This is a genomic window from Cryomorphaceae bacterium 1068, from assembly GCA_027214385.1.
In the GTDB taxonomy this organism is placed as follows: domain Bacteria; phylum Bacteroidota; class Bacteroidia; order Flavobacteriales_D; family Cryomorphaceae; genus JAKVAV01.
On record JAPVXR010000013.1, the window covers coordinates 70,602 to 95,686 of the forward strand.

Consider the following 25,085-nt stretch of genomic DNA (forward strand, 5'->3'; position numbering starts at 1 on the left):
GATGAAAATGAAAACTGGAAAGAAAATCTCTTCGGCCATTGCCCTTTTGTACGGCATTCTTTTGGGAATCGTAAACCCCGTATTTGCTCAGCCCGATAAAATCCCTTTCGAAAAATACGGCGTTACCGAAGGGCTTCCCGAAGAATTTGCGATTGAGCTTTTGCAGGATGACAAAGGTTTTATGTGGTGCGCCACCCAAAACGGATTGGTAAAGTACGACGGCTACAATTTTAAAGTCTATAAAGCGACAGACGATCCGAAGGATACCACTCAACTGCAATTGAGAAATCTGTTTGGCGGAATGCTAAAAGCCAAAGATGGTAAAATCTGGATGGGTGGTTCGATGAAAAATGACAGAGAACGCGGAATCTCTTGCTTTGATCCTGAAACCGAAAGATTTAAAAATTACACACCGAAAGTCGGCAATACTTCTGTACAATCCTTTTTAGAACTTTTACTCGAAGACGAGGAAAGGAATATATGGTTCAGAGTGACCACCAATTCGAGAGAGGAGACAACAATCTGCCGTCTGAATCCCCAAACAGGTGCTATTTCCAAATATACGGTTCCCGAAAGTCGCGCTCATCGATGGAGACATGGCAATATTGCTGAGGCTGCTCATCAGGTTTGGCTGCTGGATACACTAGGACAATTACAAAAATGGAATCCCGACTACGATGCTTTTGATGTGGCATTATCCACCGGCACTATATCTTCTTCAGCGGGGCAAGCAGATACCTTAAGAAGCCTTTTTAATGGCAAGGATGACCGTTTGCTTTTGACCGGAGATCATGGGCTGTACATATTTGATGCAAAGACCGAAAAGGTCGTGCGACAGTACGTTTCAACTCCCGATGAATCAAATGGTTTATCGGACAAGAAAACGGTGAGTGCCATAGAAGATTCGACCGGTCAGTTTTGGGTATTCCATGAAGGTGCAACTATTTCCATGATCAATCCCGATCAAAACACCATCACCGTACTGACCTATGGAAGCGGGCCCTTGTTATTTGATCAGTCGCCGGATTATTTGAGGCTAAACGAAAAGCACCATTTCCAAGAAAGCTTTCAGGATAAGGAAGGTATTTGGCTGCAACCAATAAATCCGGATAGTTATTTTATCGAGCAATTCTCTATGCATTACAGTTTTGCAACCAAGGAATTCCGATTCTACGATGCGCAATTTAATGTAGAAAACAACCGCATGAATTTTTGGACTACGTCATACGGCTTTATGGAAGATCAAACCGGGCTCCTTTGGCTAAACACCAGACCTGGATTTTACAAACAGGCGCCCAAAAAACAGCAAATGGATCTGTTTCTCCGCAAGGAATCAGAGGCCGATGGCTTGCCATCAGATACCATCAACTTCCTGTTTGAAGACAGTAAGCAGCGACTTTGGGTAGGTACTGAAAATGGTTTGGCCTTATTCCAACCTGCGAATGATAATTTTCTTGTTTTCCAAAACGATGTGTCAAATGCAGGCTCGTTGAGCGATGACCGTGTTCAATTTATTACCGAAGACGTCGATGGAGGTATTTGGGTATGCACCAGGAACGGATTGAATAAATTACAGGAAAGCACCACTACTTTCGAGCGTTTCTTTTTCAATAATGAAGAGCCAAACCTATGCGCATTCTTGCACCCTGATACCAAAGGTCGGTTGTGGCTTTCTATTTCTGATAAAGGGGTTTTTGTTTTGGATCATACGTCAGGAGCTATCCTTAAGAGTTTCGTATCAGATCCTACAAACCCAGCTTCACTAACCAGCCAACGAATCAGTTCTTTTTATCAGGATTCAAGAGGGAATATCTGGCTGAGTGATGCTGATGGTGGGGAAAAAGAAAGTGGCCTCTTTCGACTGAATGAATCTGAAGATGGGTTCACGCGCTACCAGCCTGTTGCCGAAGACAGCACGTCAATTGCTGACACTCGGGTCTTCTTTGTTGTTGAGGATGAGCAAAAACAACTTTTGATCGCTCAAAATAATGGCCTCGACATTTTTGACTATGAGCACGACGAGTTTATCCATAAGGGCAACTGGTGTACTGTCGGATATGCGATTGATCTCAATGGCAATTTTCACTTTGGTACATACAGTGGAGACGGATTAGCCGCAATCGATAAGACATCTGGCGAAGTAACCTTTTATGGTGAAGAACAAGGTTTGTTGCACAATGACATAGTCGGTAGCCGCAATTATCATAATTACGCTATGGACCATACAGGCAAGATATGGTTACCCAACCAAAGAGGACTATCCGTATTTGACCCCGAGAAAAAATCTTTTACCAGTTATTTTGAAAAAGATGGATTTCAACCAAACGGCAGGAGATATTGTGAAATTACCACCGCCAATGGAGATGTCTGGATTGGTGGTTCGAACGGACTGAACCGTATCGTCCCTGCAGACTTGTTGAAAAAGGATCCTTCTGTACCCGCCGTGGTTATTACAAAAGTGAGCGTAGACAACCGCATTTACTCTATCCCTGACGGCGAAATATTTAAAAAGGCCGTTGCTTATACTGATGCCATCAGCTTGGAGCATTGGCAAAAAGACGTTGGTTTTGAATTTGTGGCCTTGCACTACCTGCGGTCTGAGGACAATCAATATTCGTGGAAACTGGAAAATTACGATAATGACTGGAGCCTACCTTCAAAGGCAAGAAGCGCATCCTATACCAACCTTTCGCCTGGCAAGTACACCTTTCGGGTAAAGGCTTCCAATGCCGATGGGGTGTGGAATGAAGAAGGAGAATCCATCATCATTACCATAAATCCGCCTTGGTGGCTCACTTGGTGGGCTTACTCCATTTATGGGTTGCTGTTTCTGGCTGGGTTGAGAATATTCAGCAAATGGCGTGAGAGAAATTTGCGCATGGAAAAAGAGAAATTGGAACTAAGCGTAGCAGAACGGACTACCGAACTAGAAGCGTCGCTGGAAACCGTAAGATCAACCCAAGCCCAGCTCATCCAAGCAGAGAAAATGGCCAGCCTCGGTGAGCTCACGGCAGGTATCGCCCACGAGATTCAAAACCCGCTGAACTTCGTCAATAACTTCTCGGAAGTGAGCAATGAGCTCATAGACGAAATGGCCGAAGAGATGGCCAAGGGTGATGTGGAAGAAGCCGCAGCCCTCGCCGCCGATATCAAGGCCAACCTTGAGAAGATAACCCACCACGGCAAGCGTGCCGATGCCATCGTAAAAGGAATGCTCGCCCATAGCCGCAGCGGCAAAGGCGAAAAAACTCCGACCAACCTCAACGCCCTGGCCGAAGAATACCTCAAGCTCTCCTACCACGGACTGCGCGCCAAGGACAAATCCTTCAACGCCGATTTCAAAACCGATTTTGATCCCGAATTGCCCAAGGTGAATGTGGTACCGCAAGACATTGGAAGGGTTCTACTCAACTTAATCAACAACGCGTTTCAGGCTTGCGCTCAATCAGGAACGGAAAACCCAATAGTAACCGTCACCACCAAACGAACTACGAGCGACGCGCTACGCATATCGATTTCCGACAACGGCCCCGGCATCCCTCCCGACATCAAAGACAAAATCTTCCAGCCTTTCTTCACCACTAAGCCTACAGGTCAAGGAACTGGACTGGGGTTAAGCCTGAGCTACGATATTGTGAAGGCGCATGGCGGCGAAATTAAAATATCAAATAACGAAGGTGGAGGTGCTGATTTTTGCATCACATTGCCGACTAATGCATAAATGGCTTCAAATATTAATTTGACAAACTATGAATAAGCTTTATTCTGCTCTCATTTTTCTTTGTGTTTCATCATTGGCTCTAGCCCAAAGACCAACGGTTGACAGTTTGAACAACCTTCTGTCAGGGGCGCAAAATGATACGGCAAGGATGAATTTGTATTACAATTTGGGACAGGCCTACGCCCGCGTAAATATGGACAGCTCAATTTTGTCACTCAATCAAGCTCTTGAATACGCGCAAGAATTGCAATTGAAAGGCTCAGAAGTCTCCATTTCTGATTGGCTTGGATATGTAAATCTGTCCGTCAAGGATTACCCCAATACCCTCACCGCACTCACTAAGGGTATTGAAATAGCCGAGGACAGTTCAGCTGTAAAATATACTAGCGGAGGAGTTCTTTCGGAAAGAGAAAGGATAAGCAGATTGGCCGTGATGTACCATCGCTTAGGCAATTTGTACTATTATATTGGGAATACCAATGAGCAGAGGAAGTATTATCTGAAGGCGAGGGAAATGGCCATTCAATCGCTTGATTCGGGAACAATTCGATTCTCGGAGGCAATGTTGGCGGACTATTATTTGCAAGTAGAAAAACCAGACTCAGCGCTTATCTATGCGCAGAATGCACTTTACATTTCTAACAAGATCGATTCAGGTGAAACTTGGACTTTTGCATTGCTCGGAAGAATCTATCTCCAAAAAGGGGAACTTCTTAAGTCCAGGTCATACCTCCAAAAAGCTCTTGTAGAAGGCGAGTTTGAAGTTGGTTATCAGGGTGGCATATTCTTAACACTAGCCGAATTGACCTACACCACTCTTGATTTGGACTCAGCCCTCACTTACGCGAAAAAAGCTGCTACTATCTTTAAAAATAGACGCTTGCAAAATGAAAGGGAAGAATCTTACACACTGATCTCTAAAATATATGATAAAATGGGTATGCCTGATAGTGCCTTGGTATACTTACGGCGTAGCGCAGTACTTAAGGACAGCTTGATAACGGAGGAGAAGAAGAACTTAATGGCTTTCCAAAATATAGGGTTTGGTCAAAAATATAAGGTCCAGGAGCTTGAAAAGGAAAAAATTGAGACAAAAGCCGAGATCAGAACGTATTCACTCGGTGCAGGGATCGCCGTTTTTTTGATCGTCGCTTTACTATTATTTCGAAACAATCAGGTCAGAAGAAAAGCCAACGCCGTCTTGGGAGAGCAAAAAAAGAATGTGGAAGAAACGTTAGTTGAGCTAAAGTCCACCCAATCCCAACTCATCCAAGCCGAGAAAATGGCCAGCCTTGGAGAGCTCACCGCGGGCATCGCCCACGAGATTCAGAATCCGCTAAATTTCGTCAATAACTTCTCGGAAGTGAGTAATGAGTTAATAGATGAGATGAAGGATGAAATGAGTAATGGCGACGTGGATGAAGCCAAGGAACTGGCTAATGACATCAAACAAAACCTCGAAAAAATCACCCACCACGGCAAGCGCGCCGATGCTATCGTAAAAGGAATGCTCGCCCATAGCCGCAGCGGAAAAGGTGAGAAGGTCCTTACCAACCTTAACGCGCTAGCTGAAGAGTACCTGAAACTCGCTTACCACGGGCTAAGAGCCAAGGACAAATCCTTCAATGCCGATTTCAAAACCGATTTTGATCCCGATTTGCCAAAAGTGAACGTGGTGCCACAAGACATCGGTCGTGTACTATTAAATCTGATCAACAACGCTTTCCAGGCCTGTGCTGACCGAAGTCAACGTGCTGAGCACGAATATAAACCAACCGTTACAATCAAAACCGAGCTAACAGCTAACGGCCAGCAGCTAATAGCTATTTCCGACAACGGCCCGGGCATCCCTCCCGACATCAAAGACAAAATCTTCCAGCCCTTCTTTACCACTAAGCCAACTGGTCAAGGAACCGGATTGGGACTCAGCTTGAGTTACGACATTGTGAAGGCGCATGGCGGGAAATTGGAAGTAGAATCCGAACTCGGAAAAGGCAGCACATTTTTTATCACTCTACCAACATGAAAGAGAACATGAACTTCAGATCAACACAAATATTCGCGTTTTTTCTAATCGCGTCTGCATTGGCTCTTACATCTTGTGATAAGAAGGGCGAAGCCATTCCTTTCCCGCCTGAAAAAACGGAACTATTGCCGCCATCAAGCGAACCGCTGCGCTTTAGTGAACCCAAAAAATTTGAGTGGCAAATCAACGATTCGGTCACATTTGAAAAGCCTTTTCCTCTAAGGGTGGATTTGACATCTGTTCCAACGAAACCATTTTACCCCGATGGTTTTATCCCCCTGGAAGAACCTTTAAAAGAGATCGAATTGGTGATAAAACAAGATACCGTAATCGACCTCAAGGGAATGCCATCAGAGCCTATCAAGTTTACTATCTCAATCTTGGAAGCCCCCGTCAAAGTAAGAGCCCGCTTACCAAAACTAAACAAGGATGCCTCGGTCGGCATTTTTGAATTCGGAGAAGACCAAGGTCTACCCGGTAGTTTTATTTCTGCTCTTATGGAAGACAGTCACGGCATGATGTGGATCGCAACTGATTATGGAATTTGTCGATTTGACGGCGAGTACATCGAAATCTACGATATCCTTGATGAGCGATTCACGGGATCACAAACCGCCGTTCTGAGCATGGTGGAAGATGAGAATGAATGCATCTGGGTGTATACGGCAGATATGGGATTTTACGTAATTGACCTCCGTGCCGGAATAGTTCGAAAGGCTTTTCTCATAGAGGAGAGTTTGCGTCTCAATGTGGGAAGAGCGATGACCATGGATAGCAAGGGTATGTTATGGTTCGGTACGGGGCGAGGTGGAGTGTTTATAGTAGATCCATACAATTACACTGTCAAATCCCTAGACGGTCTGGCGTCTATTAGCACGGTGAGTGCCTTGGCAGAAGATGGAAATGAAAACATGTGGATTGGTTCTGACTCTAGCCTCTTCGTTGTGAATATTCATTCCGGCCAAATTCAGTCAATACTGGATCAGCCGACATTTTCCTTTCGCAATGCAAGTGGCTTATTCTGCGACAGCCAAAACAACATTTGGGTAGGGAACGCTGAAAGAGGAGTTGCAAGAATTAGCCACAGCAGAGAGACCTATCAGTTTTTAGGAGAAGCTCATGGAGTGAATAATCCCGTGAGGCATTTTAACAAAGGGTCAGATAATAAGATATGGATGTCTTCAAATAGCGGAGGTGTTTATGTTTATGATCCGAGAAGAGAATCTTTGAAACACTTAAGTGAAGAGAATGCGCTTATTGATGACCAAGTATTCAATTCCTTATTGGACAGTCATGGTCAAATGTGGATCGCTACTTCAAAAGGCCTTAACCTGATGGACACCGAAGGGTTGATGCCGAATTTTCTGACCCAAGAGGATGGGCTGAGCTGGCCAAATATATGGTCGTTTATGGAGGACAAGAAAGGAGATTTATGGCTGGGTGGATGGCAGCGCATGGACATTTACGATTCAAAAAGCAACACGATCAAAAGAGTGGATCTTGCGCTTCAGCTTGAGAAAAGTATAAACATTCCTTTCGAGCCAAAGCGCATGCCTTCGGGGAATTATTTGATTAAGGCCCCTTCCATTGGGTTTGGTGTATTTGATCCTGACGAAGAAACCATAACCAAAGTCACTCCTCGAAACGGGTTGAAAAACATCTACCACTCAGCTTGTTTTGTAGACCGATCGGGAAAAATTTGGACAGGTACTTTTCGATTTGGACTTATAGAAGTCTACGACCCAAAAACGAATGGAGTTAAGCGTCTCACTAATGAAGAAGGCATAATCGGAGATATCGTGTGGGGAATCCAAGAAGATGCCGCAGGACAAATTTGGGTTGGTACGGACATGGGAGTGAACATTATAAATGTGGAAGAAAATACCATCCGCCATCTTAAAGAAGGAAAAAATCCGGCGAAGAGAAATTTCGGAGCATTTCTAATTGATGAACAGGATCGATTATGGATGGGTACCAGAACGGGAATTTTGATAGCCGATCAAAGTAATGAACTGTTGACCAAAATTCAACCCGAAAACGGATTGATATCAGAAGAAGTATATACCCTTTATCAGCACGATGGGATCATGTATGCCGGAACGGAAGATGGCTTGACTACCTTTAAGGCACCCGTGAATTTCACCGGCGATCAATCAGTTTTTGACATTAAGTCATACGCCGAGGAGCAAGGTCTTATCTTCAATAATTTTAATGCCGATGCGGCCATCGCTTACGACGATAAACTTTGGTGGGGAATAGAAACAGAAGTGCTCACCGTTACCGATTTTCCTTCAAGAGATACCGTGCCGGGCAAAACGTTTATTTCAGGGATAGAGATTTCCGATCAAGTCCGAAATTTTTACGACTACGAGCTCGCTCGCGAGACATATACTGAACTGGATACCCTGTTTAGTGCTGAAAAGGACACTTTCTACCTGAAAGAGCAGCGTCCCGAAGAGTCGGGCTGGCTGAACGAAAATGACATCCAATGGGATGGGTTAGAAGGAATCTATAACCTGCCTGTTAACCTAAAAATTCCTTTCGAGCAAAACTATGTGAGTTTTCAGTTTACGGGAACCCAATTGAAGAACAGAAACAAAACCCGATACAGCTATTATCTGGAAGGGTTTGATGAAGAATGGAGTGACCTTTCGGCTGATCCTTACAGCAAAAACTACAGAAATCTCCCAGCGGGGAATTATACCTTCAACGTCCGTAGTCGCACGTTTGATGGAGTTTGGAGTGAGCCCGCAACCTTTAGCTTTACGATTTTACCGCACTGGACAAATACTTGGTGGGCTTGGTTGCTATACATTTTCACATTCATAATGGTTGTTGGCGCCATTGTCCAATACCGTGCTCGCGCACTACAGAAGGAGAATGCCCTTTTGGAAGAAAAAGTAAACCATCGAACGGCTCAGCTGAAGAAGTCGGTCGAGGATTTGAAGTCGACACAGTCTCAACTTATCCAATCCGAAAAGATGGCCAGCCTCGGTGAGCTCACCGCAGGTATCGCCCATGAGATTCAAAACCCACTCAACTTCGTCAATAATTTCTCGGAGGTCAGCAATGAGCTCATTGACGAAATGAACGAAGAACTCGACAAAGGTGATGTGGAGGAAGCCAAGTCTCTTTCGTCAGATATAAAGCAAAACCTCGAAAAAATCACCCACCACGGCAAGCGGGCCGACGCCATCGTAAAAGGCATGCTGGCCCACAGCCGCAGCGGAAAAGGCGAAAAGTCGACCACCGACCTCAACGCCCTCGCGGAAGAGTACCTGAAGCTTTCCTACCACGGCCTCCGCGCCAGAGACAAAACCTTCAACGCCGATTTCAAAACCGATTTTGATCCCAATTTGCCGAAGGTGAATGTGGTTCCGCAAGACATTGGACGTGTACTACTCAACCTTATCAACAACGCTTTTCAAGCCTGCGCACAATCAGGTACGACAAACCCACTAGTCACTATCAAAACCCAACTATCGACTAGCGACCAAATACTAGTGACTATAACAGACAACGGCCCTGGCATCTCCGATTCCATCAAAGACAAAATCTTCCAGCCCTTTTTTACCACCAAGCCCACAGGCGAGGGAACGGGATTGGGCTTGAGCTTGAGCTATGACATTGTGAAGGCGCATGGAGGAGATTTGAGTGTTGTGAGCAAAGAAAATGAAGGAAGCGAGTTTGTTATTTCATTGCCTACGGACTAACGGTGCAGTGCATTTTTAATCAAACAAGAATGAAATACACCATAATTGAAATGAACCGACTTCACATAAGATAGCAGTATTATGAAAAATAAATCAGTAAGATTATTAAGTAGTATCAGCATATTCTCCATGCTCTTTTTAATAGCGGGAAAGGTTGATGCTCAGGAGGAATATTTCTTCGAAAAGCTAACTGTATCGGACGGATTGTCTAATTCTACGGTGTTTAGAACGTATCAGGATCACCTCGGTTTTCTTTGGGTTAGCACTGGAGACGGATTAAATCGATATGATGGATACGATTTTAAAACCTATAAAAATGTGCCCGGTGATTCCACGAGTCTTCCTATTAATTTCACTCAAGCAATTTACGAGGATCGCAATAACAATGTTTGGGTCGGCTCATTTGGTACCGTCTCCAAATACAATCGGCAAAAGGATAATTTCATCTCTTACGAATTGGATAAAGGACCGAATGTAACGATTGCTCTGGTAAACCAAATTTTTGAAGATCAAAAAAACAGGCTGTGGGTGGCTACAAGTCAAAATGGCGTGCAGCTGTTTGACCCTTCCACCAATAGGTTCAATGGAATTGATCTTATCGACTACGCAGGTGATACCATTGCTCACTACAGCGAAGTAAATTTTCAATCGATAGCTGAATTAAAAAACGGGAATATAATCGCTGCGAGTCCTGAATTTGGTGTTTTCATTTACAATGCTGCAGTGAATAATTTTCAGCCCTATTTCCCAAACTCCGAACTAAATAAAAAAGAGATTTGGAACCTCTACGAAGATCGCAGCGGTAAACTCTGGCTCGGAGGCCAGGACAATATTTTCATTTACGATCCGGCTTCATTTACCATGCGGACCATTGATTTACAAGATGTCTTTCCGAATCAACGCGCTAATAGTAGGTATGGCCCATTTTACGAAGAAGGTCAAGATAGAATGATAATCGGATCCTCTTTTGGAATTGTAGAATCAGATAGTAAAGCCACTGCTTTTTCCCTGCTCTCTAAGGAGATGGATAACACAATAGTCCTAAATTTATTCAGGGATGATTTTGGGATCTATTGGATCTCTACCCGCGGCACCGGGTTGTATAAACTTGATCCTACAAAAAAACCCTTTCAGTTTTTTCAGATTGATCAAAATGGCTCTTCTGAAAAAATATCCAATGCCGTAATTGATATTACTCAGAATACTGAGAAAAGGGATGAACTCATCCTTTCATTATTCGACCGGGATATTTACACGTATAGTCAAAACGCTAATTCATTCTCCAAAATCCAAAATGAGAAAGGAAAAAACTTAGAATCCGATAAGAACGATGACTTATGGTTTACAGCCGATCGTTCACTAAACAAACGAAACCTAGAGACTGGAAATAAAAAGTCATTCCCATTTCCAAATTTCACTTATACGAGAGAATTTGATATTAATAATCTGAAATTTGGTCCTGACCAAAAGCTATGGATTGCAGGTTTTAGAGGTATCGAGACCTTTGACCCCGAAACGGGGGAGTTCGGACAACTCCCATCGCTCATGAATAAGAAAGCGAGCCCCGATTTAATTTCAGCCATAAAGAATATTGCTACGACCAAGCAGCCACTTTCTTCCATTCTTAAAGTTGGCGAGGGAGCCAATCTATCGAAGGAATTCACTCTTAATAAATCCACAAAAATTTTAGTCTTAACCTTGGGCGAAGGCAGACTCCAGAACATTATCCCCAATATGTTTGATTTTGGTACGATTGAAAACGCAAAGGGTGAGACGATCTGGGCATCCGACAGTACCCAAAACACTTTTCACTACGGAGGCGGATATAAAAACAGAATTTCCATGGGGGCGCTTGATTTACCGTCAGGTACCTATAAAATTACTTTCAAAACCGATATCGGACATAGCTTTGGCGCATTCAATGTGGCGCCGCCTTTAGATTCAACTTGGTACGGCATTCAGATTTTTCAACTGGATGAGAATGATCACGCCTATTTAGATAAACAGGTTGAAAAAGAACTGGACAACACCTATTACCCTCCCTTTGAAATCATCAATGACATTGAATTTAGCGAAAAATACGTCCGCTCGGCATGGGTTGCTACCAATGGAGTCGGTTTGGTTAAACTCAATCTTAGCGATAACTCATATGAGCGTTATTCTTTCGGAGATGAAGGTGGCAAGGTTGTAAACCTTTCAAATAGAGCACAAGATGTTCTGGAAGATAAAGATGGTATCGTTTGGGTAAGCACGTTAGGTGGCCTGGTACGGTTTGACCCTGAAACGGAAACTTTCAAAATTATTGAAGGCTTACCAAGTAATCAGGTTGCATTTATGAAGGAAGATCTAAATGGAAATCTATGGTTTGGCACCCCGGGAGGTATCTCCATGCTGGATAAAACAAATAATGACTCTCCGTTAAGCTTCATTAATTATGACAATACCGACGGCATAAATAGTTTACCACTCAATACCTCTGTGGTCATGACCGATGAAGGGAAAATCTTTTACGGAGGGATCGGGGGAGTAAATGCGTTCTTTCCCGGAAGCTCCAATAAAACACTTCCTAAACCTGTGCTAACCAATTTGATCGTCTCGGAGAAAACCTTCAACGATATTGCCGATGAAATAGGGTTGGATACCAATATCAGTGAAGCCAGCTCCGTTACCCTTCCCTACGACTACAACAGCCTTTCGTTTGAGTTTGCCTCCATTCACTTTTCTCGACCTGCAAAAAATAAACTGGCTTTTATGCTTAAGGGAATTGATGCAGACTGGAATTACTCTAACCGAAGGTTTGCATCCTACTCTAATTTACCGCCTGGTAATTATGAGTTTTTGATAAAAGGCGCAAATGGAGATGGTATTTGGAACCCTGAGATTTCTTCATTGAAAATTTCCATTACTCCACCCTGGTGGAGAACCTGGTGGGCCTATTGCGTATATGGAATACTCGTGCTTGTCGTTTTACGGCAATTGCATAGCTTTCAAAAGGCGCGAACAATCAGGATCGAGCGACAAAAGACACAGCAGAAAGAATTGGAGCAGGCCAAGGAAGTAGAGAAGGCTTACTCAGAATTAAAATTTACGCAAGCCCAACTCATCCAATCCGAGAAAATGGCTTCCCTCGGGGAGCTCACCGCGGGCATCGCCCACGAGATCCAAAACCCGCTCAATTTCGTCAATAATTTCTCAGAGGTCTCTGTAGAACTGCTGGAAGAAATGGCCAATGAGATTGAAAAAGGTGATATGGAGGAAGTGAAAGATTTGTCGAAAAACATCAGCGCCAACCTCCAAAAAATCACCCACCACGGCAAGCGTGCCGATGCCATTGTAAAAGGGATGCTCGCCCATAGCCGCAGCGGAAAAGGAGAAAAGGTACCTACCGACCTCAACGCCCTAGCCGAAGAATACCTCAAGCTCTCCTACCACGGCCTGCGAGCGAAAGACAAAAGCTTTAACGCCGATTTCAAAACCGACTTTGATCCTAATTTACCAAAGGTGAACGTGGTACCTCAGGACATCGGGCGAGTCCTTCTAAACTTAATCAACAATGCCTTTCAGGCTTGTTCGCAATCAGAAACTGAAAATCCTCTAGTCACCGTCAAAACTGAACGAGCTATGAACGACGAGCTACGAATCACGGTCACCGATAACGGCCCCGGCATCCCTTCCGACATCAAAGACAAAATATTCCAACCCTTTTTCACCACCAAACCTACTGGTCAGGGAACGGGACTGGGCTTGAGTCTGAGCTACGATATTGTGAAGGCGCATGGAGGAGAGATAAGGGTAGAAAGTGAAGAAGGTGAGGGAACAACCTTTACTATTGCCTTACCTTTTAAAATTAATCACGTATCATGATAGCGAAAACGAAAACCATCCTATTCCTTTCCATCCTTACAGCCGTTTTTGCCGTATCCTGCAATGATGATGAAGCTGAAAAAAGGGCTCTTGACCCGACAGCTTTCAGAGCGCCTGTAACCAGCACCTTTAAACTGACAGAACCTATACCCATCGAATGGCAAGTCATTGACCCGGATAGTATTGACCCTCCTCAAACATACCCGTTGGACATTGACAAAATACCTTCTCAGCCATTCAGCATCAATGAGTTCAAATCTCTAAAGTCTCCAATGGAGGAATCTCCCTTGGATTGGGATCCCAATGATCGGATCAAGCTGGAGTTTGACACCATTCCGATAGAAAAGAAAATTTCCATCCTTCCCACGCCTGTTGTCACCCGAATGGACAGACCGCAGACGCTCGAAGGTACTACATCCGTCCTGTTACAGCTTTCGAGAAATCAGGGGCTGCCTTCGAACGACATCCGAAAAATCATTCAGAACGATGACGACACGTATTGGATCGCCACCTTCGATGGAGGACTATGTCTCTACAACGGGAATGAGTTATATACTTATAATGTTTTGCGAATCTGGGATCTCGAAAAAGACCGGGATGGCAAACTCTGGGTGGCCGCGGAAAATGGGATCTACGTTCTTGACTTCAAGAAAAAAACCCAAACCCATTTCCTGAAAATGCAGGTAATGCTTTCTCTTCTTTGTGATCATCAAAATCAAATATGGATGACCCATTGGGAAAATGCCACCTATGTCATGGATAGTGAAATGGAGTATTTACGTCGAATCTCCAATCCCGGATTTCTAGGTATTCGTCCTAATTATCCATTAATGGAGGACAGGAATCACAATATTTGGCTATTAAGTCAAAGTGGGGATCAAACCGTAACCAGTATCATCGGTAAAGACAGACAGGACTATACAAACATCCCGCTTAGTGGTGGCTATCATTTTTTGGATCGTGACAATAGGATGTGGATGACTTCCGTAAGTGGCACCTTTGGCATTTCTTTAGACGATAGAACGGTCCGTACTCTTAATAAAAAGAATGCATTTAATGAAAAAGCGCAATTTTGGGAAGAAGCGCAATTTTATGAGGAAGACAATCAGGGAAGATTATGGATGATAAATAGTGATAGTATCCATGTACTCAATAAAGAGTACACTAAAATGAAATCAATTGCGACCAACAGTCCTGTAAGATTTGGAAGTACGGTAAAAGATAAAAGAGGCGTCATCTGGATTGGCACTGCTACGAAAGGAATCCTTCTGGTGGATCCGAATGGACCCTTTGCGGAGCTCCTGGACGAATCTGATGGGCTGATGGATGGTCAAATCAGGAGTATGGAGGAAGACCATCGCGGGGATGTCTGGCTCGGAACACAAGACGGAATCAATATTTATAGCCCTTCCACCAAGACCCTCAAAGCGATCGATGATGCAACGCTACAAAACCCAAATTCAAGAAATATTTTTTTCATCAAAGAATTTGAAAAAGATAACTTATTCGTTGATGGAGATCAGCAGGGTTTTCTCATCATAAATCGCAAGGAAAAAGTACTCACCCGGTATCTTACAACGCAAGACATTGCACAACGGATTTTCGGCGCTCTCAAAGATGAAGAGGGCAGCTATTGGTTAGGCAGCAGTAATGGACTCGCGGTATATAATCCGGTATCAAATGAATTAAAGACCATCCCGGAGGAGTCTCCCCAATTAGATGCTGATTGGGTAAGCTGTATTCTCGATGATGGATCAGGTCTTTACTGGCTGGGCACGAACAATGGATTGGTTATCATAGACCCTGATAAAAATACGATCCAATATTTACGGGAATCGGAAGGATTGTGCCATAACTCCGTCACGAAGGTCATAAAGAGGGAGGATGGCACATTGTGGGTGGCAACAGTAGAAGGCATTTCGATTATTGATCCTATCAATCAAACCATCACCAATCTGGGAGAAGCAGAAGGACTCGTTCCGGACGCCGTGTACAACTTACAGGAAAAAGATGGCACCATATACATAGGGAGTGTAGATGGTCTCCTACTGGTAAAACCTCCCGCTGATCCAAACACGCCCTGGAATTTTTTCAACTATAGCGCGGCTCAAGGTTTTCTCTCAAATGACTATAATCGATCAGCAGGTGTGCTCCTGGCTAACGGACAACTTTGGTTTGGTAGTGGGCCTATTTGGAAATTGACCATTCTGACACAAGATCCCGTGATTGACACTGTGCCCTGTCCGGTTTTCATCACCGGCCTGACTATCATGGATGAGAAACGCTCTTTTGATCGTATGGCAGATTTACGGCCCTCTGTTGAAACGAGCGATACCCTTTGGTCCGGCGATGGCAAGCAACTATTCACGAAAAATACGCTGCCGCAAGATTCGGGATATGTTTTTGAACACAATATCCAATGGGACAGCCTTTCAAGTCCTTACCAATTGCCCATCGGGCTGCAACTGCCTTATGATCAAAATTACCTGCGGTTCAGTTTTGCCAATCTGTGTGCCTTGAATAGGGATAAAATCTCATTCAGATATATGTTGGCAGGCGCTGACGATCGCTGGATCTATGCAGGCCTGGAACCTCAAAGCAAAAATTACTTTAATCTCACACCCGGTGCCTACACCTTTCGCGTCGCAACCAGAGGAATCAACGGCCAATGGGGTACCCCTGCTGAATTCAGTTTTCGCATTTCACCGCCCTGGTGGCGGACCTGGTGGGCATACCTGGCTTATGCAACCCTAGCCTTCGGAGGCATTTGGTTAATAGTGCAATACCGGTCGAGGCGATTAAAGAAGGAAAACCGTTTGCTCGAAGAAAAAGTAACCCAAAGAACCGATGAACTTCGGGAGACCATTAGCAACCTCAAATCCACCCAATCTCAACTCGTCCAATCCGAGAAAATGGCATCGCTCGGGGAGCTTACCGCAGGCATTGCCCACGAAATTCAAAACCCGCTCAACTTCGTCAATAATTTCTCAGAAGTCAGCAATGAGCTTATTGACGAAATGGCTGAAGAAGTCGAGGCAGTAAAGACAAGGCATGCCTTGTCTCAACAACAAGACTCGTCTCAAGACAAAGAAAGCTTGACCGAAATCACAGACCTACTAAGCGACGTTAAATCAAACCTGGAGAAAATCACCCACCACGGCAAGCGCGCCGATGCCATTGTAAAAGGGATGCTCGCCCACAGCCGTAGCGGTAAAGGCGAAAAGTCCTCGACCAACCTGAACGCCTTAGCCGAAGAATACCTCAAGCTCTCGTATCACGGCCTTCGAGCCAAAGACAAGACCTTCAACGCCGATTTCAAAACCGATTTTGATCCCGATCTCCCGAAAGTAAATGTCGTGCCGCAGGACATCGGACGTGTTTTACTCAACTTGATCAACAATGCCTTTCAGGCAGTCAATGGTGTTTCAAACCCCACCGTCACCGTCAAAACCGAACGCACTACGAGCAACGAGCTACGCATATCCATCACCGACAACGGTCCTGGTATTCCCGATGAGATCAAGGACAAAATCTTCCAGCCCTTTTTTACCACCAAGCCTACGGGCGAAGGAACGGGATTGGGATTGAGCCTGAGTTATGATATTGTGAAGGCGCACGGTGGAGGTATTCAAGTGGAGAGTTCGGAGATCAAAGGCACTAGATTTTCCATTCAAATTCCTCTAGAAAACTAAGCACTCATGAAAAGGTATATCTCTCTTTTTCTAGTCTGGCTACCATTAATTGTAATGAGCCAATCCAATGAAGTTCAATTATTGGACGAAAGTCTGAATGAAGGCTGGATCTCTCTGACCGAAGACTGGAAATACCGCATAGGAGATGAGCTAAATTGGGCTCGACTAGAATATGATGACAGTACTTGGAGAGAGGCCGTTGCCGAATACAACAATATCAATTCTACAGGTGATACAGCTATTGCCGGAGAAGGTGAAATTATCTGGTTCCGTAAAAAAATCAAGTTAGCTGGAAGTGTACGAGAACCAATAATTTTTAATATCAATCAAGTAGGTGCTTCCGAGATTTACCTGGACGGAGAACTTCTTCAAACTCTTGGTGTGGTGAGCACTAATCCTGAGGTTTTTGAACGTAAAAGTCAAGTGGATGATATCTATTTACTCCCTCTCCAGACTGGTAAAGAGCAAGTTCTCGCCATTCGTTACGCAACGGGTAATCAAGATTATCCCTTGTTAAGTGAAAGCCCTTCTCTGATTGAGATCAAGCTTACTACCCTAAATGTTTTAAACAGCAATGATTCCTCAATAAATACTGGATTGGCTCTGATACCGGTAGGTTTTGACACCTTCCTCATTAGCCTGGGCGCTACTTCGCTGATATCGATTCTCTTCTTAACACTCTTCCTCTTTTTCCCTAAGGAAAGAATCAATGGATACTTTGCTCTATCCACCTTGTTCATGTCTTTTTTCTTGATTTTTATTTACATCGTCTTTTCTGTAGAGGGATCCAGTTTTTGGCATCTTACTGCTGCAACTATCTGCCTGTATTCGGGAATTCTATTGATGCTTTTTTGCATCTATCGCATCTTAGATCGCAAAGTGGGGTTTTGGTTTTGGACACTTACTACCTTATTCTTAATCGATATAATTTTAAAAATAGTATACCCCATTGTTGATCTAGGCTTAAGTCAAATTCTATTTATTGGTACGGCTATCATCCTTAGTATACGTTCACTTAAAACGAATAAAGTTGCCGCACTCATTTTCTTGTGCTGTATCGGATTAATATTTATTTATTTTCTTTCAATAATGATTACAAATATGCTGGGAATTGATAATTCCAGCTATGGACGGACCTTTGGCGGTCTTTCATTTATGCTAATGCCATTGAGCATCGCGATCTATTTAGGGTATAGCTTTAGCCAGCGTAGCAGGTCTCTCGAGCTACAGCTCCAAGCGGTAAAAAAACTATCTTCTGAAAACACTAGAATTCTTTCAGACCAAAAGAGCATCTTGGAAAAGCAAGTCACCGAGCGCACATCGGCACTGAACGAATCTTTAGATAACCTAAAGGCAGCGCAATCGCAACTGGTCCAATCCGAGAAAATGGCTTCACTAGGGGAGCTAACAGCAGGGATAGCACACGAAATTCAAAACCCACTCAACTTCGTCAACAACTTCTCTGAATTAAACAAAGAGCTGGTAGAAGAAGCCGTTGAAGAATTGGAAAAGGGTGACATTGAAGAAACCAAATCTCTCTTGAACGATTTAGGTGAGAATTCTGAAAAAATAACCCACCATGGAAAGCGTGCCGATGCCATCGTAAAAGGAATGCTCGCCCATAGCCGAAGCGGAAAGGGTGAAAAAAAACCAACCGACCTCAATCGACTGGCTGAGGAATACCTCAAGCTATCTTATCACGGAATTCGAGCCAAAGACAAAAGCTTCAACGCCGACTTCAAAACCGATTTTGATCACAATCTCCCGAAAGTAAATGTCGTGCCGCAGGACATCGGTCGCGTTTTACTCAACTTGATCAACAATGCCTTTCAGGCGGTCAATGGTGTTTCAAACCCCACCGTCACCGTCAAAACCGAACACACTACGAGCAACGAGCTAGGCATATCCATCACTGACAACGGCCCTGGCATTCCCGATGACATCAAGGAAAAAATCTTCCAGCCCTTCTTTACCACCAAACCAACTGGCCAGGGAACGGGGTTGGGATTGAGTTTGAGTTATGACATTGTGAAGGCGCACGGAGGAGAGTTGGATTTGGAATCTAAATCCGGAAAGAAAACCACATTTACCATTTTATTGCCACTAACAACTTGAGATTATGAGAGTACTATTAAACGTTTTTGGTTTTTTCTTTTTAACGCTTGGATCATTGACGGCGGCTCATGGCCAAGACTCTCTATTTGTTTTGAAGTCTTCAGATGTAAATGAAACAGGCTATTTGAATGCCAGCAGTATCACTGAATGGGAATTTAAAAAAGGGCATGATCTATCTTGGAAAGATTCTTCTACAGACGATAAGAGTTGGTCGAAACTTGATTCTTCAGAAATAGCTCGGTTAGACTATGATGATGAAGGGAAATTTGAAGGCTGGTTCCGTTTTAGATTCAAAATGGAAGATGAGTTTGAAGCACTACCATTATTTCTATTAAGTATCAATTCCGCAGCACAAGACATTTATTTAGATGGCCGGCTAATGGGATCATTTGGGAAAATTAGTGAAAGCTCAATTGAATATAGAATGAATTCAATGGACAGGCATGTCTTCCTCCCGCTCATTGCCGGAGAAACCTACCAACTTTCCGTTCACTTTGTAAAGAAGGAAGGCTTTCAAGAGTTTGCCTTAGGAAGCTCCCCTCTTCTTTCGGAAAAAGGGTTCCTATATTTTACCGATTATGAAACAGCCAGTGAACGAGAGATAAAATTTGAAAGGACCAAATCCATAGTGAGTATTCCTCTTACTTTGTCCACCTTGATTCTCTTGGTAGCCTTTTTGGTTACTTATTTAAATAGGTCAGAGAAGCATCTCAGGTATATCGCCTTTTCTATGCTTTTCATTTGGTTCTATGTGCTCAACATTTATTTTAGTTTTCACTTCTCTAGTCCGTACTCGCGGCCGATTTCCTCCACAATAAGTGCGTTGTCCTTATTAGGACTGTTCGTGATACTTCCCATTTTGGCTGCTCAGATTTTTTACGGTCGTATACTCAAGTGGATTAAAATTGTCAGTATAATTACTACCCTCTTGTTTATAGGTTATCGATTCGGCAATGATTTACCAAACGTTACTCCTGTAGCGGCAATTGGTAGCTGCATCTACATTATTTTTAAATCCCGTAAATCCATTAGCAATCAAAAGTGGGCCATTGTGGCAGGTATTATTGGTACACCTTTGTGCCTTCTGATCACCTTTTTGGTGAATCTATTTGAGTTAATTGACAACTATAGTATTGGCTATTTCTATGTGTTTTCGATTTCTGTTTTCCCGGTAAGTTTGTTAGCCTTTATTGTCTTATGGTTGAGAGATTCCATTAACAATGAAAAAGAGAAAGCATCTCAAGTGATTGCGCTTACCAAGGAAAAACAAACTTTTTTGGAAGACCAAAATGTAAAATTGGAGCAGCAGGTTTCTAAACGCACCCAAGAATTAAATGACTCATTACACGATCTAAAATCCACCCAATCTCAACTCATCCAAGCCGAGAAAATGGCCAGCCTTGGGGAGCTCACCGCTGGAATCGCCCATGAGATCCAAAACCCGCTCAACTTCGTCAATAACTTCTCAGAGGTCTCTACTGAATTGCTGGAAGAAATGGCAGAGGAGATCGAAAAAGGCGATATGGAGGAAGTCAAAGATTTGTCGAAAGACATTAGCGCCAATTTGAAAAAAATCACCCACCACGGCAAGCGTGCCGACGCCATCGTAAAGGGAATGCTCGCCCATAGCCGCAGCGGCAAAGGCGAAAAGACACCAACCAATCTCAACGCCCTAGCCGAAGAATACCTCAAACTCTCCTTCCACGGCTTGAGGGCGAAAGACAAAAGCTTCATCGCTGACTTTAAAACAGATTTTGATCCCGACCTACCGAAAGTAAACGTCGTTCCGCAAGACATCGGACGGGTACTTTTGAATTTAATCAACAACGCCTTTCAGGCTTGTGCGCAATCAGCTACTGAAAACCCGCTGGTCACCGTCGCTACCCAACGATCGGCAAACGACGAAATACGCATTACGGTTACCGACAATGGCCCTGGCATCCCTCGAGATATTCAAGACAAAATCTTCCAACCCTTTTTTACCACCAAACCGACTGGACAAGGAACAGGCCTCGGACTGAGCCTTAGCTATGATCTTGTGAAAGCCCACGGTGGGAAGCTCACTTTGGATTCAACTGAAGGCAGGCCGACTGCATTTAACATCCATTTGCCTGTATGATAAAAGCAATGAAACAAATTCTCTATATTCTTATCGGATTGATCATTTCAATCCATTCATTCTCACAGAGTAGTGCAGGGCAAATAGATAGTTTGCGCCAAGTCTACCATTCAGCAAAACCTGATACAAACAAAGTCAAAGCAGGAATAGCTTTGGTTTACGCCTATGTGCACCTCGATATCGATTCGTCTATTAACTACGCATTAGAAACTTCTGAACTGGCCAATTCAATAGGTGATAAACGGTTCGAAATTATAGCTAAGTATGCTCAGGCAAGAGCACTATCTGAAAGGGATATTCCAACAAGCATGCAGCTTTACTTCGAAATCCTCGACCTCAGCCGTGAAGGAGGCGATAAGACCGGTATGGCGCAATGCTATAATTCTATTGGACTAGTGTATCTCTACTCAGGGAGTCCCGAGAAATACATAGATTATCTGAATAAAGCACGTAAGATTTATGAAGAGTTGGGAATGACCTCACAGATCAACCATTGCTTGGCTGAAATAGGAGGTGTTTATGCTAACATTAACAGAGATTCTGCCTTGTACTATTTAAATCTTGCAGGGGTTGATTCTTCAAGATGGAAATCACAATACTTTCAATACTATTGGGGAGTCACAGAATCAACGGAAAATCCGGATAAAGCGAGAACACACTTTTTAAAAAGCTTGGAAATATCCCTGGAAAGAAACGATCTGAGATGCTACAGTCTGGCTTCGCGTTGGTATTGCATTTTTCTGCAAGAAGAGAATGAAATTGACTCAGCCATCACGGTGGGTAAAGGTGGTTTGAAAGCAGCACGTCAACTGGGCTTTTTAAGGGGGCTTCGGAATAATGCCGAGCAATTACATAAGATCTACGATAATCTGAATCAGATTGATAGTGCCTACAAATACTTGACCATTCAAATTGATGCGCAAAACGAGCTCTTGAGCCAGGAAAAGATAGATCAGATTCAACAGACTTCAATAAGGGAGCAGAGAAGAGCTCAGCAATTGCAGGCCGAAAAGGACCAAATTCAGGCAGAAATTAGGTTGTATGGGGCTGCCGGGGCGGCCATTGTTTTTCTTGCTTTTACAATCTTCTTTTACCGCAATCAGCGCAAAACAAAAAGATCCAACCAACTCCTACGGAAACAAGCGCAAGAAATTGAAGAAAAAAATATTGAGTTGAAAGATTCTTACGATAATCTCAAATCCACCCAATCTCAACTTATCCAAGCCGAGAAAATGGCCAGCCTCGGGGAGCTCACCGCGGGTATTGCCCATGAGATTCAGAACCCGCTCAACTTCGTCAATAACTTCTCGGAGGTATCATCTGAGCTATTGGATGAGACTATTGAAGAGGTGGAGGCAGTAAAGACAAGGCATGCCTTGTCTCAACGGCATGCCTTGTCTCAACAACAGGACTCGTCTCAAGACAAAGAAAGCTTGACCGAAATCACAGACCTACTAAGCGACGTTAAATCAAACCTGGAGAAAATCACCCACCACGGAAAGCGGGCCGATGCTATCGTAAAGGGGATGCTAGCCCACAGCCGCAGCGGAAAAGGAGAAAAGCTACCGACCGACCTCAACGCCCTCGCCGAGGAGTACCTCAAACTATCCTACCACGGCTTGCGTGCTAAGGACAAAAGCTTCAACGCCGACTTCAAAACCGACTTTGACCCCAACTTGCCAAAGGTGAATGTCGTACCACAAGACATCGGACGAGTGTTACTCAACTTGATCAACAATGCCTTTCAAGCAGTAAACGAAAGAAGCAAACGAGAAGAGCCGGAATATAAACCTACTATTACTCTCAAGACTGAGCTAACAGCTAACGGCCAACAGCTAATAGCTATTTCCGACAACGGCCCCGGTATCCCCTCCGATATCAAAGACAAAATTTTCCAGCCTTTCTTTACCACCAAACCAACGGGCCAAGGAACGGGATTAGGCTTGAGTTTGAGTTACGATATTGTGAAGGCGCATGGGGGGGAGCTCACTTGCGAATCAAAAGAAGGAAAGGGAACCGAATTTATCGTTAAATTGCCTCAGAATTTATGACAGTCAAAGAACCCACATTTTTCGTCGACCTATTGCAGAGCCAAACGCCAAATCTAGCCGCTATCCTTTCTTGATATGACCTCTAAAGGAGATACAAAAATAGAATCAGAGCTGGATAAAGCCTATGAAACATTCTTGAAAGTGGGTTTTATGGAAATGGATGTAGAGCTTCTGGATGAGGTGATAACTCCTAATATTTTTGGTTTCGGAACCACCATTGACGAGAAAATCAATAATGCCGATGAAATCAAAGCATTGATCAAAAAGCAAATCAAAGAAGGAGAAAACGGCAAATTTAGCTATGATAGACTCCAACATAGGAAGCACCTTTTAGCAGGTGGCCACTCAGCCATTATGGTTGAAGAAGGTGAGATAAAAATAGAGATGCCAGAAGGCTCGATTCAATTCCCTTTTCGCGTCTCCACTATACTTGATCAAATAGACGGAAAGTGGAAAGTCGTCCACTGGCACGGTTCTACCCCTGTGATGAGCGAAGACGATACGTATCACATCAACGACTGGAAAAAGAAAAACGACGAACTCCAAGCCAAGGTGGTCGAAAAAACGGCAGAACTGGCCGCTTCCCTAGATGAGCTCAAGGCTACCCAGACCCAACTCATCGTTCAGGAAAAACTTGCAGCCTTGGGTCAGCTCGCGGCTGGAATAGCCCACGAGATCAAAAACCCGATGAACTTCATCAACAACTTTTCGGAGCTTAATCTCGAGTACGTCGAGGAGATTACCGAAATGGTAGACGAGTTGGAGAAATGCGATTCCACCGAAGAAATCAAGGAAGTCCTCAACGATATGGCGGACAACCTGAAGAAAATACACCAGCATGGCACCCGTGCAGATAGCATCGTGAAATCCATGCTCTTGCATTCGCGCGGCGGCAGCGGCCAGTTGGAACCTACCGACCTCAATGAACTCGTTAGCGAGTACGTCAACTTGGCGTTTCACGGTATGCGGGCAGGGAAAAATCCGATCAATGTAAAAATCGACTACGACTTTGACGATGCGATAGGGATGGTGCCCGTATTCCCCGAAGACTTTAGTAGGGTAGTGCTCAACCTTTGTAAGAACGCCTTTGACGCAATGCGCGGAAAGGTAGAAGCAGGGTCGAACGGCGACTACCTTCCTGCACTCCATATCACTACCGCTAAGGAAGGCGATAATGTGAAAATCATATTTAAAGACAATGGCCCGGGGATACCCGACGGAATTCAACAGAAACTTTTCGAGCCTTTCTTCACCACCAAAAAAGGTACGGAAGGAACGGGGCTCGGTCTCAGTATTACCCACGACATTATAAAAAACCACAAGGGACAGATCGTGATTGAATCGGAGCTAGGTGCTCACACCAGATTCATCATCGATTTACCCATCACCAATCAAAACTAACCGGCATGAAGATATTAATTGTAGATGACGAGCGAGATGTAGAAATGCTTTTCCGTCAGAAATTCAGAAAAGAAATCAAGCGCGGAGAGATAGAAATGGTTTTTGCCTTTTCGGGGCAGGAAGCCTTAGATCTTCTCGATAAAAGCAAGCCGCCCGAAGTGATGTATGTATTTTCGGACATCAATATGCCGGGCATGACAGGGCTAGAGCTACTGGATAAAGTAAAGGAGCGCTTTCCATCGATTAATGTAAGCATGATATCTGCTTACGGCGACACCGAAAACTACAACAAGGCTAAAGAATCGGGTGCGAAAGAGTTCTTTACCAAACCGATCGATTTCAATTCGCTAAAAGAAGAAATAGGCGGCTTGATTAAATAACAA

Annotated in this window: 10 protein-coding genes; all 10 read left to right on the forward strand. The window is 44.0% G+C overall.

Annotated features, from left to right (window positions below):
• Window position 1: 1 nt before the first annotated feature.
• A complete protein-coding gene (locus tag O3Q51_14670; GenBank protein ID MCZ4410063.1) occupies window positions 2-3,721 on the forward strand; it encodes an ATP-binding protein in 3,720 nt (1,239 codons plus the stop codon).
• A gap of 28 nt (window positions 3,722-3,749) precedes the next feature.
• Window positions 3,750-5,747 (forward strand): ATP-binding protein, encoded by a 1,998-nt coding sequence (locus O3Q51_14675; GenBank protein MCZ4410064.1) that lies wholly within the window; start codon window positions 3,750-3,752, stop codon window positions 5,745-5,747.
• A gap of 8 nt (window positions 5,748-5,755) precedes the next feature.
• A complete protein-coding gene (locus tag O3Q51_14680; protein MCZ4410065.1) occupies window positions 5,756-9,460 on the forward strand; it encodes an ATP-binding protein in 3,705 nt (1,234 codons plus the stop codon).
• Between the two features lie 81 nt (window positions 9,461-9,541).
• Window positions 9,542-13,324: an ATP-binding protein gene (locus O3Q51_14685; protein ID MCZ4410066.1), complete on the forward strand. Its 3,783-nt coding sequence runs from the start codon at window positions 9,542-9,544 to the stop codon at window positions 13,322-13,324.
• On the forward strand, window positions 13,321-17,016 hold the full coding sequence (locus O3Q51_14690; GenBank protein ID MCZ4410067.1) for an ATP-binding protein: 3,696 nt from the start codon (window positions 13,321-13,323) through the stop codon (window positions 17,014-17,016). Before O3Q51_14685 ends, O3Q51_14690 begins: the two co-directional genes overlap by 4 nt.
• Before the next feature lie 6 nt (window positions 17,017-17,022).
• A complete protein-coding gene (locus O3Q51_14695; protein MCZ4410068.1) occupies window positions 17,023-19,131 on the forward strand; it encodes an ATP-binding protein in 2,109 nt (702 codons plus the stop codon).
• Between the two features lie 4 nt (window positions 19,132-19,135).
• Window positions 19,136-21,250 (forward strand): ATP-binding protein, encoded by a 2,115-nt coding sequence (locus O3Q51_14700; protein MCZ4410069.1) that lies wholly within the window; start codon window positions 19,136-19,138, stop codon window positions 21,248-21,250.
• A gap of 8 nt (window positions 21,251-21,258) precedes the next feature.
• Window positions 21,259-23,301, forward strand: a complete 2,043-nt coding sequence (locus O3Q51_14705) for an ATP-binding protein (protein MCZ4410070.1) — start codon at window positions 21,259-21,261, stop codon at window positions 23,299-23,301.
• Window positions 23,302-23,376: 75 nt separating this feature from the next.
• Complete coding sequence (locus O3Q51_14710; protein MCZ4410071.1) at window positions 23,377-24,702, forward strand: ATP-binding protein; 1,326 nt, start codon at window positions 23,377-23,379, stop codon at window positions 24,700-24,702.
• A gap of 5 nt (window positions 24,703-24,707) precedes the next feature.
• Window positions 24,708-25,082: a response regulator gene (locus O3Q51_14715; GenBank protein ID MCZ4410072.1), complete on the forward strand. Its 375-nt coding sequence runs from the start codon at window positions 24,708-24,710 to the stop codon at window positions 25,080-25,082.
• Window positions 25,083-25,085: the final 3 nt, after the last annotated feature.